The sequence below is a fragment of the Exiguobacterium sp. s7 genome (assembly GCF_018618195.1).
GTDB lineage: Bacteria > Bacillota > Bacilli > Exiguobacteriales > Exiguobacteriaceae > Exiguobacterium > Exiguobacterium mexicanum_A.
The window spans coordinates 147,019-161,645 of the sequence record NZ_JACSLO010000003.1 but is presented as its reverse complement, the minus strand read 5'-3'; the positions used below and the strand labels follow the sequence as shown (position 1 = coordinate 161,645).

The 14,627-nt window shown below is 52.4% G+C and carries 15 protein-coding genes; 7 read left to right on the top strand and 8 right to left on the bottom strand.

Annotated elements, in window-relative coordinates:
• Nucleotides 1-1,128: a DUF418 domain-containing protein gene (locus KNP79_RS05870; protein WP_215191547.1), complete on the top strand. Its 1,128-nt coding sequence runs from the start codon at nt 1-3 to the stop codon at nt 1,126-1,128.
• A gap of 51 nt (nt 1,129-1,179) precedes the next feature.
• Here KNP79_RS05870 and KNP79_RS05865 read toward each other — a convergent pair whose 3' ends face one another.
• From KNP79_RS05865 to KNP79_RS05845, 5 genes are all read right to left on the bottom strand, one after another.
• A complete protein-coding gene (locus KNP79_RS05865) occupies nt 1,180-2,109 on the bottom strand; it encodes a manganese-dependent inorganic pyrophosphatase (protein WP_021068077.1) in 930 nt (309 codons plus the stop codon).
• Between the two features lie 96 nt (nt 2,110-2,205).
• Nucleotides 2,206-2,343 (bottom strand): hypothetical protein, encoded by a 138-nt coding sequence (locus KNP79_RS05860; protein WP_021068076.1) that lies wholly within the window; start codon nt 2,341-2,343, stop codon nt 2,206-2,208.
• Nucleotides 2,344-2,437: 94 nt separating this feature from the next.
• Entirely contained in the window at nt 2,438-2,719 is a 282-nt protein-coding gene (locus tag KNP79_RS05855) for a HesB/YadR/YfhF family protein (RefSeq protein ID WP_021068075.1), read from the bottom strand.
• A 67-nt stretch (nt 2,720-2,786) separates the two neighbouring features.
• Nucleotides 2,787-3,746, bottom strand: coding sequence for a LacI family DNA-binding transcriptional regulator (locus tag KNP79_RS05850; protein ID WP_215191545.1), 960 nt, complete (start codon nt 3,744-3,746; stop codon nt 2,787-2,789).
• A gap of 11 nt (nt 3,747-3,757) precedes the next feature.
• A complete protein-coding gene (locus tag KNP79_RS05845; RefSeq protein WP_034780710.1) occupies nt 3,758-3,991 on the bottom strand; it encodes a hypothetical protein in 234 nt (77 codons plus the stop codon).
• Between the two features lie 236 nt (nt 3,992-4,227).
• On the opposite strand from KNP79_RS05845, the gene KNP79_RS05840 reads away from it, so the two are divergent.
• The 4 genes from KNP79_RS05840 (at nt 4,228) to KNP79_RS05825 (ending at nt 8,591) form a co-directional block, all read left to right on the top strand.
• Complete coding sequence (locus KNP79_RS05840) at nt 4,228-5,517, top strand: NCS2 family permease (RefSeq protein ID WP_214710179.1); 1,290 nt, start codon at nt 4,228-4,230, stop codon at nt 5,515-5,517.
• Between the two features lie 238 nt (nt 5,518-5,755).
• On the top strand, nt 5,756-6,493 hold the full coding sequence (locus KNP79_RS05835; RefSeq protein ID WP_138860095.1) for a (Fe-S)-binding protein: 738 nt from the start codon (nt 5,756-5,758) through the stop codon (nt 6,491-6,493).
• Between the two features lie 2 nt (nt 6,494-6,495).
• Nucleotides 6,496-7,899 carry a LutB/LldF family L-lactate oxidation iron-sulfur protein gene (locus tag KNP79_RS05830; protein WP_034780929.1) on the top strand — a complete coding sequence of 468 codons (1,404 nt, stop codon included), beginning with the start codon at nt 6,496-6,498 and terminating at the stop codon, nt 7,897-7,899.
• The gene (locus tag KNP79_RS05825) at nt 7,896-8,591 is read left to right on the top strand and encodes a LutC/YkgG family protein (RefSeq protein ID WP_215191544.1); all 696 of its coding nucleotides are present in this window, start codon (nt 7,896-7,898) and stop codon (nt 8,589-8,591) included. The genes KNP79_RS05830 and KNP79_RS05825 overlap by 4 nt, the downstream gene beginning before the upstream one ends.
• Nucleotides 8,592-8,649: 58 nt before the next feature.
• Here the strand turns inward: KNP79_RS05825 and KNP79_RS05820 are convergent, their stop codons facing one another.
• Together KNP79_RS05820 and KNP79_RS05815 are read right to left on the bottom strand one after the other, a co-directional pair.
• Nucleotides 8,650-9,675 (bottom strand): DUF4097 family beta strand repeat-containing protein, encoded by a 1,026-nt coding sequence (locus KNP79_RS05820; protein ID WP_215191542.1) that lies wholly within the window; start codon nt 9,673-9,675, stop codon nt 8,650-8,652.
• Entirely contained in the window at nt 9,672-9,992 is a 321-nt protein-coding gene (locus KNP79_RS05815; protein WP_034780699.1) for a PadR family transcriptional regulator, read from the bottom strand. The genes KNP79_RS05820 and KNP79_RS05815 overlap by 4 nt, the downstream gene beginning before the upstream one ends.
• Nucleotides 9,993-10,183: 191 nt before the next feature.
• Here KNP79_RS05815 and KNP79_RS05810 point away from each other — a divergent pair, with 191 nt between their 5' ends.
• On the top strand, nt 10,184-12,139 hold the full coding sequence (locus KNP79_RS05810; protein WP_215191540.1) for a HAMP domain-containing sensor histidine kinase: 1,956 nt from the start codon (nt 10,184-10,186) through the stop codon (nt 12,137-12,139).
• Nucleotides 12,140-12,180: 41 nt separating this feature from the next.
• On the opposite strand, the gene KNP79_RS05805 is transcribed toward KNP79_RS05810, so the two are convergent.
• Entirely contained in the window at nt 12,181-12,978 is a 798-nt protein-coding gene (locus KNP79_RS05805) for a glucose 1-dehydrogenase (protein WP_215191538.1), read from the bottom strand.
• 203 nt (nt 12,979-13,181) lie between these two features.
• On the opposite strand from KNP79_RS05805, the gene KNP79_RS05800 reads away from it, so the two are divergent.
• Complete coding sequence (locus KNP79_RS05800) at nt 13,182-14,492, top strand: hemolysin family protein (RefSeq protein ID WP_052090261.1); 1,311 nt, start codon at nt 13,182-13,184, stop codon at nt 14,490-14,492.
• Nucleotides 14,493-14,627: the final 135 nt, after the last annotated feature.

Genomic DNA, 14,627 nt, shown 5'->3' with positions numbered 1-14,627 from the left:
ATGGCTGGCCCGATTCAAGTAAACGAACGCATCGTTCTGTATGATATCATTCGAGGATTTGCCCTATGCGGCATCTTCCTCGTCAACATCCCAAGCATGCTCGGGAGCGACTGGATGTTCGGTCGCCCCGACTATTACGGGAGTGACCTCGTCGTCCGGACGCTGTTCGATTTGTTCATTCAGACGAAGTTTTACACGATCTTCTCGCTCTTGTTCGGGATCGGCTTCTCGATTTTCCTTGAGCGCTCGTATGCGCGCGGGGACTCGGTCGGCCGTTACATCCGACGCATCGCCATCTTGTTTCTATTCGGACTCGTTCACCTGGCCATTTGGTCGGGTGACATCTTACATACGTATGCGATGTGGGGCTTGTTGCTCCCACTGTTTTATGGATTAAGCAACCGGGCGATTTTGACATGGGCGTGGAGCTTATTGATTGGGAGTTTCTTTTTGTTTTATGTAACATTTTCGCTGACAGAATGGGCGAACGGCGGTGCTTTCTATGAAGGTGATCCTTTCCCAAGCGCCTATAATATGGGCTTTGGCGATTGGTTCGATTATCGTCTCAACGTCGAAATCTTTTCTGCCATCTCGAACTCCCTTCTCGTCGGAATTGAGATCTTTAGCCTGTTCTTGTTCGGCCTTTATATCGGACGGGAACGGAAACTCCTCACTTGGAGCATCCGAGGATTGACCCGGACGGCCATCATTTGTGCGGTGGCTGCTCTCCCGTTTTTCGCTGTCATCCTTTGGCATCATTACGGCGGCGGCTATATATATTATTGGGTCAACTTAACGGCCGTCCTCGTCTCTGGCAAACTGCTCGCGACGGCGTACGTCTGTCTGTTCACGATCGCCGTCCGTAACGGACGCGCATTCCGTCCGCTACAGGCGCTTGGCCGTATGGCGCTGACGAACTATTTGACGCACACGCTCGTCGTCGTCCTGCCGGTCATCGCCCTCGGCTACTACGGTCGCCTGTCGTTGACGGAAGGATTGTTCTTAAGTATCGTGATTTTGATTGCCCAAGCGTTCTTCTCAATGTGGTGGCTGAAATCGCATCGATACGGTCCGTTCGAGAAATTATGGCGCATCGGAACGTATGGACGACAAAAACAAGCATCTTAACCGCAAAAAAGGCTCGGAGCAGATTGATCTGCTTCGAGCCTTTCTCGTTTCTTAGTTCGTCGCCGCTGCTGTGAGCACCGGTACGATTTGCTTTTTACGTGAGACAACACCAGGGAGTGTCGCAAGACCATCGACCAATTTGACGTTGAACGCCTGCTCGAATAGATCCGTCTTCTTACCGACAACAAGTGCTTCTGAATCGTTCGTCAAAATGTTCGTGATGGCGAAGACAAACAAATCGAGTTCTTTGTCTAACATCTTCACGGCCATTGCCGCTTCGACTTCAGCTTTACGGCTCAACACATCGTTCGCGTCAACCGTGTTCACTTGAGCAATCTCAATGCGGTAGTCACCCATCGCAAACTCTTTCGCGTCGAGCGAGATGAGTTCTGGAATTGTCTTTTGGCTAAGGTCAGCTCCAGCTTTCAACATCTCAAGACCGTATGTCTCGATGTCTGTACCTGAGATAGCTGCGAGTTCTTTTGCCGCTTTGATATCCTCGTCCGTGCATGTCGGTGACTTGAACAAGAGCGAGTCCGAGATGATCGCCGATAGCATCAATCCTGCCATGTCAGGCGCGATTTCGACACCGTGCTCTTTATAGAGTTTGAGCAAAATCGTCGCCGTGCATCCGACAGGCTCCGCCCGATAGTAGAGGGCATCCGCTGTTTGGAAGTTGGCGATACGGTGGTGATCGACGACTTCGAGGATGCGTACGTCCGCGATGTCTTCCGCGCTTTGTTGGAACTCGTTATGGTCGACCAAAATGACCGAATTCACTTCGTCTGATACGCGTTCCACGAGGCGTGGTGCTTTGACGCGGAAGTGGTCGAGCGCATATTGCGTCTCCCCGTTCACTTCACCGAGACGGATTGCCTCAGCGTCCATCCCTAACTTTTTCTTGAGCTCCGCGTAAGCGAGCGCCGAACAAATCGTATCCGTATCTGGATTTTTATGTCCAAAGACTAGTACTGTACTCATCATACATTCTCCTCACTATGATAGTTTTCCCTTATCCATTATAACGTCTATACTCATTCTTTCAATTCCCAAACAAAAAGAGCCACTAGGGGCTCTTTACGCTTGTTCGTCTTCGTCCGTCTCTTCGAGGTCCGAATGATCCCCTTTTGAATCTTCTTCGTGCGAAATATCCGGTTGGTCTCGTTTCAACTTCTCTTGTTCTTCTTGTTCACGCTTTTTATCTTGTTCTGACATCTGTCTCATCCTTTCGGTTTTGTCATGTCGTAGACTGTTCCCCGAGCTGGATGGCTTCAAACGGATGTATTCTTACTGTTAACAAACTGTGATGTCACGCTTGAACGAAGACGACCTCGTCGCCACGGATCTCGACGTTGACGTCTTGTCCTTGGAACAACCATTCATCCTGTTCAGCCACGACGAAGCGAATCCCGTCCGCTTCCGTTTCGACCGCCGCGTTGTCGATATCTTCTGTGATGACCCCCACTGAGAAACCGTGCGTCAAATCGGTCGAACCCCCATATTTAGCGAATAAACGCACCGTCTGGCCTGCCTCGACCTCCATCTCATCTTTAAAAAATTGGAGTGCTTCTTCTGTCACGTTAATCTTCATCTGTCATCCTCCTCTCGACTTCTGTCTCCATTCTAATCGTTTCAGAAAAGACGAGCGAGGAAGTTGCCTAGAGTGTCGTCCCCGGCAAATACGTGACCGTTAAACTGTTTGTGACCGAAGCTTCACCGTTCATTTCATCAAACGTCACGTCGAACAGCGTCCGGCCGATGTCTTCATTTGGCGAGTGCATCGTCGACAGACCGAATGCCTGACCGATCGGATGACCATCGAAGCCCAGGATGGCGACTTCATCGGGGATGCTGACACCGCGACGGCGTAATTCCCCTAAAAAACCGAGCGCCACATAATCCGACGAGAAAAAGAGCGCTCGAGGACGCTCTTGTTGACGCAGAAACGCATCGGCCAGTCCGATCCCGTCCTCGCTCGTCAAGTAACCGGTCCAAACCCATCGCTCACGCGCAAGTTCGACTTCATCGAAGTACGCCTGCTGACGCGCGATCGAGCTTGGACTGTCTTGTCTTGACAACACGATGCCGATTTCGGCATATCCCGCTTGCGCCAACACGCGCAAACCGGCGACGAACGCGGTGTAATGATCGACGTGGACCGAAGAAATCGTCTGCGGCGCCCCGACGGTCGCGACCGCGATCGGACCAAATTTTCGATACGTTTCCATCTCATCGAATGACATCGTATGGGATAACAGGATCGCCCCATCGACTTCACGGTGCTTCAATAGATCAAGCGCTTGCCGTTCTTGGTCGAGTTGATACTCTGTCTGCCACATGACGAGTCGATAATCTCTTTGGAGGGCAGCTTTCGCGAGCCCGTTGACGAACAGTCCATAATACGGATGATCCAAATACGGCAACACGACGACGAAACGTTGCGTGCGACCGGTCGATAACGTCAGCGCCTGCTGATTCCGTAAATAGCCAAGCTCGGCCATCGCCCGTCGCACCCGCTCCCGCTTCTCTTTCGACACATACGGATGCTCGTTGAGCACGCGCGACACCGTCGTCACGGAGACGTCCGCATATTTCGCGATATCTCGGATGTTCGCCATTCCGCTTCACCTCAATCTGTCAGTCTTTGCATATAGTGTACCCAGTCTGACTCCTGACTGTCACCTTTCGCAATCACTTGCTTTCGGATGGCTTGGACGAGGCGGAACCGTTCTTCGACGGGTAGATGAAGAAACTCGTCTTGAAAACGGGCGCACAACATTCTTCCGAGCGGCGTATACAACTGATTGATGACGAGTTCGTAGACGATCCCACTACACCATGTTTTCCACGTTGTCGGATTCATGAGCTTTCCCTCCTTTGACTTAACCGTACAGTCTGAAACGCGTTTCAGAGCAAGTACTATTTTCATTTCGTCTATTTCCGAACATTCAACGATTACATGAGGATATTTAAAGTTTTTTCACTCAAAATCATTGACGACAGCCAGCTCATTTTGTATAGTCATCAAGTTGATAACGTTAATTCGACGATTGTCGGGCATTATTGTTCGGAAATTTCTAATTATAGGGAGTCCTACTCATGAACTTATTTCAATTGAAACAACATGGAACGAACGTTAAACAAGAAGTGATGGCGGGAATCACAACGTTCGTGACGATGGCTTATATCTCTGTCGTCAACCCAGCGATTCTGTCAGACGCCGGCATCCCGTTCGCCCAAGCGTTCACGGCGACCATTATCGCCATCTTGATCGGTACCGGGCTCATGGCGTTCTACGCCAACCTTCCGATTGCCGTCGCCCCAGGGATGGGACTGAACGCGTTCTTCGCGTATACGCTCGTCGCCCAGCAACAGATCACGCCGTCCGCTGCGCTCGGCGTCGTTTTCGTCTCATCGGTCTTCTTCTTGATTTTGTCGCTGTCACCGATTCGGACGAAACTGATTCAAGCCATCCCGGCCTCGCTCAAGCACGCCATCACGACCGGTATTGGTTTGTTCATCGCCTCGCTCGGATTGAAGTTGTCAGGCCTCATCGTCGCCGATGAAGCAAACCTCGTTCGCCTCGGGGACTTGTCGTCGCCAAGCGTCCTGCTTGTCCTCGGCGGTTTGATCGTCTCGGCCCTCTTGTTCTCACGGAACGTGCCGGGCTCACTCCTCATCGGGATGGTGCTCACAGGCATCGCGGCCACCTTCATGGGTCTCTTGAAGATTGAAGGCGTGACGGCGATGCCGACATTGCCGGAAGGACTTATGGTCAATCCGCTCACGGCGTTCTCGGACGTCATCCAGTACGGTTTGTTCGGTGCCGTCTTGTCGTTCTTCCTCGTCACGTTGTTCGATACGACCGGAACACTCGTCGGTGTCGGAAAACAGGCCAACCTGTTGAAAGAAGATGGGACGATCGAAAACGGGCACCGCGCCTTGTTCGCCGATTCGCTCGCGACGATGGGCGGCTCGCTCGTCGGGACGAGCCCGTCGACGGCTTATATCGAGTCGGCCGCCGGTGTCGCCCAAGGCGGACGGACCGGTCTTACGACAGCGGTCGTGGCCGCCATGTTCGGACTGACATTGTTCTTCAGCCCGCTCATCGGTGCCATCTCTGGTGTTGCCGCCATCACGGCACCGGCCCTCATCATCGTCGGTGCGCTCATGTTGACGAACGTCCGTTACATCGACTGGACAGACTTCAGCGAATACTTCCCGGCGTTCATGACGATTCTCATCATGCCGCTCTCAGGCAGCATCGAACGCGGGATCGCCTTCGGTTTCATCCTGTATCCGATTTTTAAAGCGATGAACAAAGAAACGGTCCACCCGCTCATCTACTTGTTCGGCGCGCTATTCATCCTGGAAATGTTTTTCTTATAAGTTAGATTCGAACCCTCGTCGACCGATGAGGGTTTTTCTGTTATCGGGCAGGGTAATGCTGTTTTATAGCAGTCATCTTCTGAATATTGATTCATTATCATTTAGTTCTCAATTAGACAGGATTTGACATTTTTTTGTGAGAATCGTTCCATTTTTCTGTTTTGAACTCGTTTGTTATGGAATAATAACTGTGAAACCGTTTTCGATTTTGACTAAGAACAGGAAAGAAGGAATGGACATGCCTAACGTGGCGCTGTTCGTCACTTGTCTCTCCGATACGTTGTTCCCATCGGTAGGACAAGCGACGGTCGAACTATTAGAACATCTAGGTTGTGAAGTCAGTTTCCCATTTGAACAAACGTGTTGCGGGCAGCCCGCTTACAATAGCGGCTACCATGAAGAGACGAAAAAGATTGCGAAACATATGATTGAGACGTTCGAGAAGGCGGATGCTGAGTATATCGTCGGTCCGTCTGGATCTTGTGTCATGATGATGCGCGACTATCCACATTTATTTAAAGATGATCCCGTTTGGAAGGCGCGGGCCGAGGCTCATGCGGCGAAGACGTTCGAGTTGACGCAGTTCATCGTTGACGTGCTCGAAGTGACGGACGTCGGGGCCAAGTTCCCAGCCAAGGCAACGTATCATGCGTCTTGTCATATGACGCGCCTCCTCGGAATCGAGGCGGCACCGGGCCAGCTACTTAAAAATGTCGACGGATTGACGATGCTCCCGCTCGACAATGTCCACAACTGTTGTGGCTTCGGGGGGACGTTCTCCGTCAAAATGCCAGACGTCTCGGTGCAGATGGTCGATGAGAAAGTCGAGTCGATCTTGAACTCGGGAGCCGAAGTGTTGATTGGGGCTGACGCTTCATGTCTGATGAACATCGGGGGACGTTTGCATAAACAAGGTCATCCGATCAAAGTGATGCATATCGCGGAAGTGTTGAACGAAGGGGTGAAACAAGCATGAGTATGGGGATTCGGTTAGATGAGAAGTTTCAGGATCGACGTAAAGACGGAATCGACAATCCGTTCATGCGTCAGGCCGTCAGTTCGGCGCAAAACCGTCTGCGTGACGGTCGTTTAAACGCGGCAGGTGAACTCGGGGATTGGGAAGCGTTCCGGGACCATTCGGAAGAGATTCGCCAACACGTACTCGAACATCTCGACTATTACTTATATCAATTGAGCGAGAACATCTCGAAACGAGGCGGCAACGTCTTCTTCGCCGAGACGCCGGAAGAAGCAAACCGTTATATCCGGGAAGTTGTACGCGCCAAAAACGCCAAACATGTCGTCAAATCGAAGTCGATGGTGACAGAAGAAATCGGGCTGAACGAGGCGCTCCATGAGGAAGGTTGCACGGTCGTCGAGTCCGACCTCGGGGAATGGATCCTTCAACTCGATAATGATCCGCCGTCGCATATCGTCGCCCCGGCCCTCCATAAAGACCGGAACGCCGTCCATGAGACGTTCACGGCCCACGGCTACGAAGGGACGAACGACCCGACCGAGCTCGGGCGCTATGCACGCCGTGAGTTACGAAAAGACTTTTTGAAAGCGGAGGTCGGCATCACCGGCTGTAACTTCGCCATCGCCGAGAGCGGTGCCGTCGGACTCGTCACGAACGAAGGGAACGGCCGCATGGTGACGTCGCTTCCGGACACTGTCATTTCCGTCATGGGGATGGAACGGATCGTCCCGTCGTACGAGGAGTTCGAAGTACTCGTCAACATGTTGTGCCGGAGCGCCGTCGGTCAACGACTCACCTCGTACATCACGACGTTCGCTGGCACACGCGATCACGGCGAAGTCGATGGACCTGAGGAGTTCCATCTCGTCATCGTCGACAACAAACGTTCCGGCATCCTCGGCACACAGTTCCAATCTGTGCTCCAATGCATCCGTTGTGCGGCCTGTATCAACGTCTGTCCCGTGTACCGCCACATCGGTGGTCATGCCTACGGCTCGATTTATCCGGGTCCGATCGGCGCCGTGCTCGCCCCGCTCCTCGACGGCTACGAGAATTATAAAGAGTTGCCGTATGCCTCGAGTCTATGCGGTGCCTGTACGGAAGCCTGCCCGGTCAAGATTCCGCTCCACGAGCTATTGATCGAACATCGCCGTGTCATCGTCGAAGAGAAAAAACAGTCACCGTTCGTCGAGCGCATCGCCATGAAAGGCTTTGCGGTCACGTCGTCGAGCCCGTTCTTGTTCGAAGCGGCCGAACACATCGCGCCGTTCGCATCGTCCCCATTCACGAAAGCGGGACAAATCGAGAAAGGCTTGCCGGCCTGGACGGATTCGAAAGACTTGCCGCAACCCGCCAAGCAGACGGTACGGGATTGGTTCAAGAAACGGGGGAATGTAGAATGAATCCAGGCACGATCACCAATCGCGAAGACTTTCTAAAACGAATCGCCGGACAGCTCGGACGTGACGTCGACTTGACGCCGCCGAAACGCATGTATAAGCACCGCCCGCAAGACGAGGTGCTGAAAGACGCCTCTGACGAGGAACTGCTCGAGACGTTCCGGATGGTCGCGACACGCATCCATACTGACGTCGTCGAATGCGAGTCGGCTAACCTCGATGATACACTCCGTCTCTTGATTGAACGGTATGATGGGCAGAGCATCATCGCCGAACGTGACGACCGAATCCAGGCATGGGCGCCCCAGACGAGCGAATCGTTCGACTGGTGGGATGCGGAGCGGCCAGAAGACAGCCGTGCTCTCGCCGTGAAGGCCGATATCGGTATCACGATTGCCGACCAGGCCCTCGCCGAGAGTGCGACGATCGTCCAGTACGCGGCTCCAGGGAAGTCACGCACAATCAGCTTATTGCCGCGCGACCATATTGCCATCATCCCGAAATCGGTGCTCGTGCCGCGGATGACACAGGCAGCCAAAAAATTAGCCGAACTTGACCGGACCGGTGACCTCGCCTCGCCGAACGGTGTCAACTTCATCTCCGGCCCGTCGAACTCGGCCGATATCGAGATGAATTTGATTGTCGGCGTCCACGGACCTGTCCGTGTCGCCTATTTGCTCGTCCATGATTTATAAGGAAAAAGACTCGCCGCGTGATGAAGCCATTCACGTAGCGAGTCTTTTTGTGTTCAGTTTATTCGACCGTGATACTCCCGTTTGAGCTCGTCAGTTTGACTTCAACCGCTCCGTCCCCGAACGTCCGCTCGTTCGCCCGATCCCCGAACAGCTCGACTTTGCCGTTTCTCGTCTTAGCCCGAATGACGGCATCACGCGGATCTTGCTTCAGACGCATATCGATGCGGCCATTGTTCGTCTTCAGACGGATTGGATGCTCGATGACATCAATCACACAGTCGATGCGGCCGTTCGAGGTTTTCCCCTCAATCGCTCCTGTCACGTCGTTAATATCGAGGCGACCGTTCGACGATTGGATTTCGAGGCGGTCCACGTTCGAGGCGCCCACTTCCACACTCCCGTTCGATGATTGCGCGTCAAGGATCTGTCCTGTTATCGACGTCAAACTGACTTTTCCGTTCGAGGAGCGGAATGAGGAACGATCGGCGCGAACTGTGTGGGCCGTGATGCTCCCATTCTCACTCTCGACGTCGACCGACGTGGCGTCAACATTGCTCATATCGCACGAGCCGAGACGGTTTTTGATCATGACCTTCTCATACGCATGGCGCGGCAGCTCGACGTGTAACACCGGTGCTTTCGTGACGATCCAGGAGAATAGGTTCGACAGATCGAAACGACGTTCTGACTCAATTCGGATTTCGAGCGTGTCTCCAACGATATCCATCGTCACCCCGTGGTCCCGTTCCGTCTCGAGCGTCGTGTAGGCAAAGCCGTCATCAGATGGGACGACTTTGACGTGTGCTTGCAGGACGTTGATCGAGACGTTTCGGAACGCCACGTTCGGACTTTTCACAATAGCCGGTTCCTTTCGCTCTGCAGTGAGTGGCTCGACCGTGCCGAGCAACTCGCTCGCGAGTGCGCTTGGCGTCCCGAGCTCTTCGACCATTGCCGCATCACTTTTCCCGTCGAGTCGTCCGCTCGCAAAGTACTCCGACACATCCCGTAAAACATCAACCCGATCGATGACGCTCATCCCCATCAACAAACGTTCGAGTTCCAATAAATACTGTTCTTCTGTCATTTGTCCGTTCCCCCTTCGATCAATTCGTTGACGCCGGTCGTGAACGTCTCCCATTCCGCGCGTAGTTCCGCCAAATGAGCTTTCCCCTGCTCCGTGATGGCGTAGTACTTTCGCGGTGGTCCTTCTGCCGATTCTTTTAAATACGTCGTGAAGTACCCGTCTGACGTGAGCCGCCTTAGGAGCGGGTAGACGGCTCCTTCTGAGATGGCGACTTTTGCCGAAATGGCTTGCACGAGCTCATACCCGTAGCGGTCATGCGTCTCGACGAGCGCGAGCACACATAAATTGAGTACGCCTTTCTTGAACTGAGGGTTCATTTATTCGCCTCCTCTATTATACATTAAACAATAGCTTATCGTTCACTATTATTCAATAGATAATAGTGAAATTTCCGCTTATTTCTTGATTGGTGGAAACAACTGGTTCAAATCTGTACAATGAAGGAACAACACTCGCAGGATATTTGTCACAGTAGGAACGTACGCAGTTCCAGGAAGGACCGGTCTTTATGAAAGCATGGATTGACCAGCGGATCGGAAGACAGTTTTTATTCGTCTTCTATTTATTCATCGGACTGATCCTCCTTACCTCACTCGCCGTGTACATGTATACGGAAAACCGAATCGAACAGACGACGTCATCGCTCGAAAACATTAGCGAACGGCGCACAAATGCGACCGAGCTATTCGAGACGTGGCAGTCGATGCAATATGAAATGCGTGGTTACGTCATCCTCGGCGACGAGGCGATGCTCGCTCGCGTCAAAGACAAACAAGAATTGATTGAGATTCAGACCACATGGTTTGAGACGAACGCGGTCACTGAAAAAGAGAAGACATATGCAAGTGATGCTCGGACGCTCTTCTCTGCTTATCAGCAGCGCGTCATGCCGAGTCTAGAGCGATATGTCATCGCCAAACGCGAAGGAACGATCACTGAACCGTTCTTGAAAATGCCGACGCTTGGTAAAGTGAATCCGCAAGCGGAACCACCTGCCGATCGCAAATTCAAGATCAATTCGAAAAGTGCGGCTGACATGAGCGCGAGCATCGTCGATATGGAGACGGTGTTCACGGAGTATCGCAACTCGTTGAATGAAGAAGAGAATCAGTTGCGCGAGCAACTGGCCACACATACGAAGTGGGCCCAAGTGTTATGGCTCCTCTCTCTCTTAGCGGTCTTGCTCGTCCTCTTTATCGCCGCCCGTCCTTACGTCCAACGACTGACCGGTCAACTTCATGAGCTGATCATCAACAGTGAACGTTTGGCGGACGAACGGATCATCCCGATCCCGGCGGCTGTGTCGTCACGAAACGAGGTTGGACAATTGACGAACTCCTTCCGTCAAATGGCCTCTTCGCTCGCGACTCAACGCAATCAAGTCGAGGAAGAACGCGAGAAGACGGCGCGGCTCCTTCACTCGATTCGTGATGCGGTCATTTATGTGGAGCATACGACGCATGAAAAATTCGCTAACCAGGCCCTCTTCATCATGTTCAATCAAGCCGCCACGAAACGAAATGAGATGGACTTGTATCGCTTGGACGCCGATCTAGAAGAACTCGGTCTTCAAGTCGATCAAAAAGATTCGTTCTTCTCATTTATGCGTCGCGCGTTTGATGGTGAGAGCATGGAAGAGAGCGTGACGTTCTCGATGAATCAAGAATCCCGTTTCATCCAGATGTACGCGGAAAAGATTCACTTGCGTGGTACCCGGCACGGTACGATGCTCGTCTTCCGGGACGTGACACAAGAGACCGAGGTCGATCGGTTGAAGACAGAGCTCGTCTCGACCGTGTCGCACGAATTGCGTACACCGCTCACGAGCATCATCGGCTTCACCGAGCTGTTGCGTTATCGAACGATGCCTGCCGAACGCACCGACCAATATTTAGGAATGATCCACCAAGAGACATTGCGTCTCGAGGACTTGATTTCAAACTTATTGGACGTGCAACGGATGGAGTCCGGCAAACAGACGTACCATAGTCAACCGGAGAGCCTGCATGACATCTTGAAAGAGACGATTGCCGTCCACCAAGGCGCGAGCGAACATCATCAGCTCGCCCTCGAATGTGACACAAATCTCTATGTATATGGTGACCGGGATCGGCTCAGTCAGCTGTTCACGAACTTGCTCCACAATGCGATCAAGTACTCGCCGGATGGCGGGAAAGTGGCCGTCTGCGTTACAAATGATAAATCAGACGTCATTGAGATTTCCATTCAAGACACAGGCATCGGGATTCCGATGGCGGCATTGCCGAAACTGTTCGACAAGTTTTATCGCGTCGACAATTCGGCCAGCCGTAAAATCGGCGGCACGGGCCTCGGCCTCGCCATCTGTAAAGAGATTGCTGAAGGGCACGGCGGCTCGATTCGAGTCGATTCGAGCGTCGGCCATGGCTCGACGTTCACGATTATCTTGCCGAAGTATAGTATGGAAGACCAGATGAGCAGCTAACGAACAAGGGAGGACTCGCGTAAAGCGAGTCCTCCCTTTCGTCATTGCACTTTATTTTCAGGTCCGAAAGCCGGGTACAGCGATAGACCGCCATCCGCGAAAATCGTCGCGCCTGTGACGTACGACGACTCGTCAGAAGCAAGCCAGGCCGCCACGGCCGCAATCTGTTCAGGACGCCCGATCTCATGCGTCGGGATGAGTGCCTCAAGTCCTTTTTTCTCTTCCGGGTCTTGCATTGTCTCTTCGTTGATCGGTGTGTCGATCGCGCCCGGCGCGATGCCGTTGACACGGATCTTGTTCGGTGCGTACTCGAGCGCGACCGATTTCGTGAACATCTTGACGCCACCCTTACTCGCTGCGTAATGAGTATAACCAGGACGCGGAATCACTTCATGCACCGACGACATGTTGATGATGTTCCCTTGGATTTTGTGCTCCACAAAATATTTGAGAGCGGCCCGCACACCAAGGAACGTTCCAGTCAAGTTCGTGTCGATGATTTTCTTCCAGTTGTCGAGTTCCATCTCATGCGTTTTTGCTTCGACCTGCACCCCTGCATTATTGACGAAGATGTCCATCTTCCCGAACTCGAACACGGCCGTTTCAATCATCTTCTCGGCGAGTCCTTCTTCCGCGACGTCACCTTTCACCGCGACTGCCTTGCCGCCAGCCTCTTCGATTCCTTGAATCACTTTCTTCATCTCGTCTTCACTGCTGCGATAGTTCAGGACGACATGGACCCCTTCTTTTGCGTAACGCTCTGCAATCGCTCGACCGAGTCCTTTCGAACTGCCGGTGATGACTGCGACTTTGCCTTTCAGTTCTGGATAGTTAGCCATATCAATTCCTCCTTCGTCTCTTCTCGATTTGTAGTTCCCTCATTCCCCTCTTCGTGAAACCTTTTAGGCTGTTTTTTGAATATTTGTGGCAAATCTACTATACTGAAACAAACTATTCGTTTTCAGGGATTCTCCTGAACGACATACAACTTACTCTAATGGAGGTGACTCCCCGATTTTTGGGGGAATTTTTGGACAGTCCCATGTTATTCAGCTTATTGATCGTCGCCCTGCTCATTTTCATGACCGCCTTTTTTGTGGCGGCTGAATTCTCGATTGTTAAAGTGCGCGGCGCCCGTCTTGACCAACTCGTGCTCGAGGGAAACAAACGGGCCTCTGTCGCCAAAAAGGTGATTGAAAATCTTGATGACTCGCTATCGGCTTCACAGTTCGGTATCACGCTCGCCGCACTCGGTCTCGGTTGGATTGGTGCGGATCAAATCGAAGGGATGATTCAACCGCTTGTCGACCGTTTGAACGTATCGACGTCGCTCGCGACCGTCCTATCCTTTTTGATTGCCTTCTTACTGATTGCCTTCTTGCACGTCGTCATCGGGGAACTGGTCCCGAAAACACTGGCCGTACACGAAGCCGAGCGCTTGACACTGCTCGTCGCCCGACCGCTTTATTTCTTCACGAAATTATTGTATCCGTTCATCCACGTGCTAAACGGCACAGCCCGGCTGACACTTCGCTTGTTCGGCGTACAGACGACAGCACAGGAGACGGCGCACTCGGAAGAAGAACTCAAAATCATCATGACCGAGAGTTTCCGCAGTGGAGAAATTAACGAGAATGAGCTCGCCTACGTTCAAAATATCTTCTCTTTCGACGAACGTGTCGCCAAAGACGCGATGGTCCCACGGATGAACATGGTGACCATCGACGAAGAAGACTCGATTGAGACGATTATCGCTACCGTCCAAGAGCACCAATATACGCGCTACCCGGTCACCCGTGACGGTGACCGCGATGATGTGCTTGGCTTTATTAACGCCAAGCAGCTATTCACCGCTCAACTCGTCAAGAGCGACGCCCCGTTCGAATCGTTCATCCATCAACTCCCGCTCGTGACGGAGTTCACGCCGCTTCAAGAGGCGATGGTGAAAATGCAGAACGCGCGGACGATGATGTGTCTCGTCATCGACGAGTATGGGGGTACGGCGGGACTTCTCACGATTGAAGATATCCTCGAGGAAATCGTTGGGGAGATTCGTGATGAATTCGACCGTGACGAGCAAGCTGAGATCACCGAAGTCACACCCGGGCATTATCGCCTGTCCGGTCTCGTCTTGACGCAAGAGATCGAAGAACGGTTCGGCATCGAAATCGAGGATGATGTCGATACGATCGGCGGCTTCGTCTTATCACAAAAAGCGAATGCACGTACTGGAGAACGCTTCGTCTTACCGGGCGAACATGAGCTGATTGTTCGTGAAATCGACAATCACCGTATCGTTTTCGTCGATTTGATTTTGGCTCATAAAGACGAGATTCAACCTGAACTCGACTGACCAATTAGACCGCCCTCCCCGAAAAATCGGGGAGGGCTTTTCGTAGGCGGTCCGAACTGTCGCTATATTTTCAGACCTTGTCGTGATATACTGCACATATGTTGCTTATTTGAGTGCGTGTCACTCATTGACACA

What these genes read in the sequence shown, in the direction of transcription:
- KNP79_RS05835 (WP_138860095.1), top strand. Translation starts at nt 5,756, where the DNA reads ATGCCTAACGTGGCGCTGTTCGTCACTTGTCTCTCCGATACGTTGTTC.
- KNP79_RS05860 (WP_021068076.1), bottom strand. Translation starts at nt 2,343, where the DNA reads ATGTCAGAACAAGATAAAAAGCGTGAACAAGAAGAACAAGAGAAGTTG.
- KNP79_RS05800 (WP_052090261.1), top strand. Translation starts at nt 13,182, where the DNA reads ATGTTATTCAGCTTATTGATCGTCGCCCTGCTCATTTTCATGACCGCC.
- KNP79_RS05855 (WP_021068075.1), bottom strand. Translation starts at nt 2,719, where the DNA reads ATGAAGATTAACGTGACAGAAGAAGCACTCCAATTTTTTAAAGATGAG.
- KNP79_RS05810 (WP_215191540.1), top strand. Translation starts at nt 10,184, where the DNA reads ATGAAAGCATGGATTGACCAGCGGATCGGAAGACAGTTTTTATTCGTC.
- KNP79_RS05840 (WP_214710179.1), top strand. Translation starts at nt 4,228, where the DNA reads ATGAACTTATTTCAATTGAAACAACATGGAACGAACGTTAAACAAGAA.
- KNP79_RS05825 (WP_215191544.1), top strand. Translation starts at nt 7,896, where the DNA reads ATGAATCCAGGCACGATCACCAATCGCGAAGACTTTCTAAAACGAATC.
- KNP79_RS05820 (WP_215191542.1), bottom strand. Translation starts at nt 9,675, where the DNA reads ATGACAGAAGAACAGTATTTATTGGAACTCGAACGTTTGTTGATGGGG.
- KNP79_RS05845 (WP_034780710.1), bottom strand. Translation starts at nt 3,991, where the DNA reads ATGAATCCGACAACGTGGAAAACATGGTGTAGTGGGATCGTCTACGAA.
- KNP79_RS05830 (WP_034780929.1), top strand. Translation starts at nt 6,496, where the DNA reads ATGGGGATTCGGTTAGATGAGAAGTTTCAGGATCGACGTAAAGACGGA.
- KNP79_RS05865 (WP_021068077.1), bottom strand. Translation starts at nt 2,109, where the DNA reads ATGAGTACAGTACTAGTCTTTGGACATAAAAATCCAGATACGGATACG.
- KNP79_RS05815 (WP_034780699.1), bottom strand. Translation starts at nt 9,992, where the DNA reads ATGAACCCTCAGTTCAAGAAAGGCGTACTCAATTTATGTGTGCTCGCG.
- KNP79_RS05850 (WP_215191545.1), bottom strand. Translation starts at nt 3,746, where the DNA reads ATGGCGAACATCCGAGATATCGCGAAATATGCGGACGTCTCCGTGACG.
- KNP79_RS05870 (WP_215191547.1), top strand. Translation starts at nt 1, where the DNA reads ATGGCTGGCCCGATTCAAGTAAACGAACGCATCGTTCTGTATGATATC.
- KNP79_RS05805 (WP_215191538.1), bottom strand. Translation starts at nt 12,978, where the DNA reads ATGGCTAACTATCCAGAACTGAAAGGCAAAGTCGCAGTCATCACCGGC.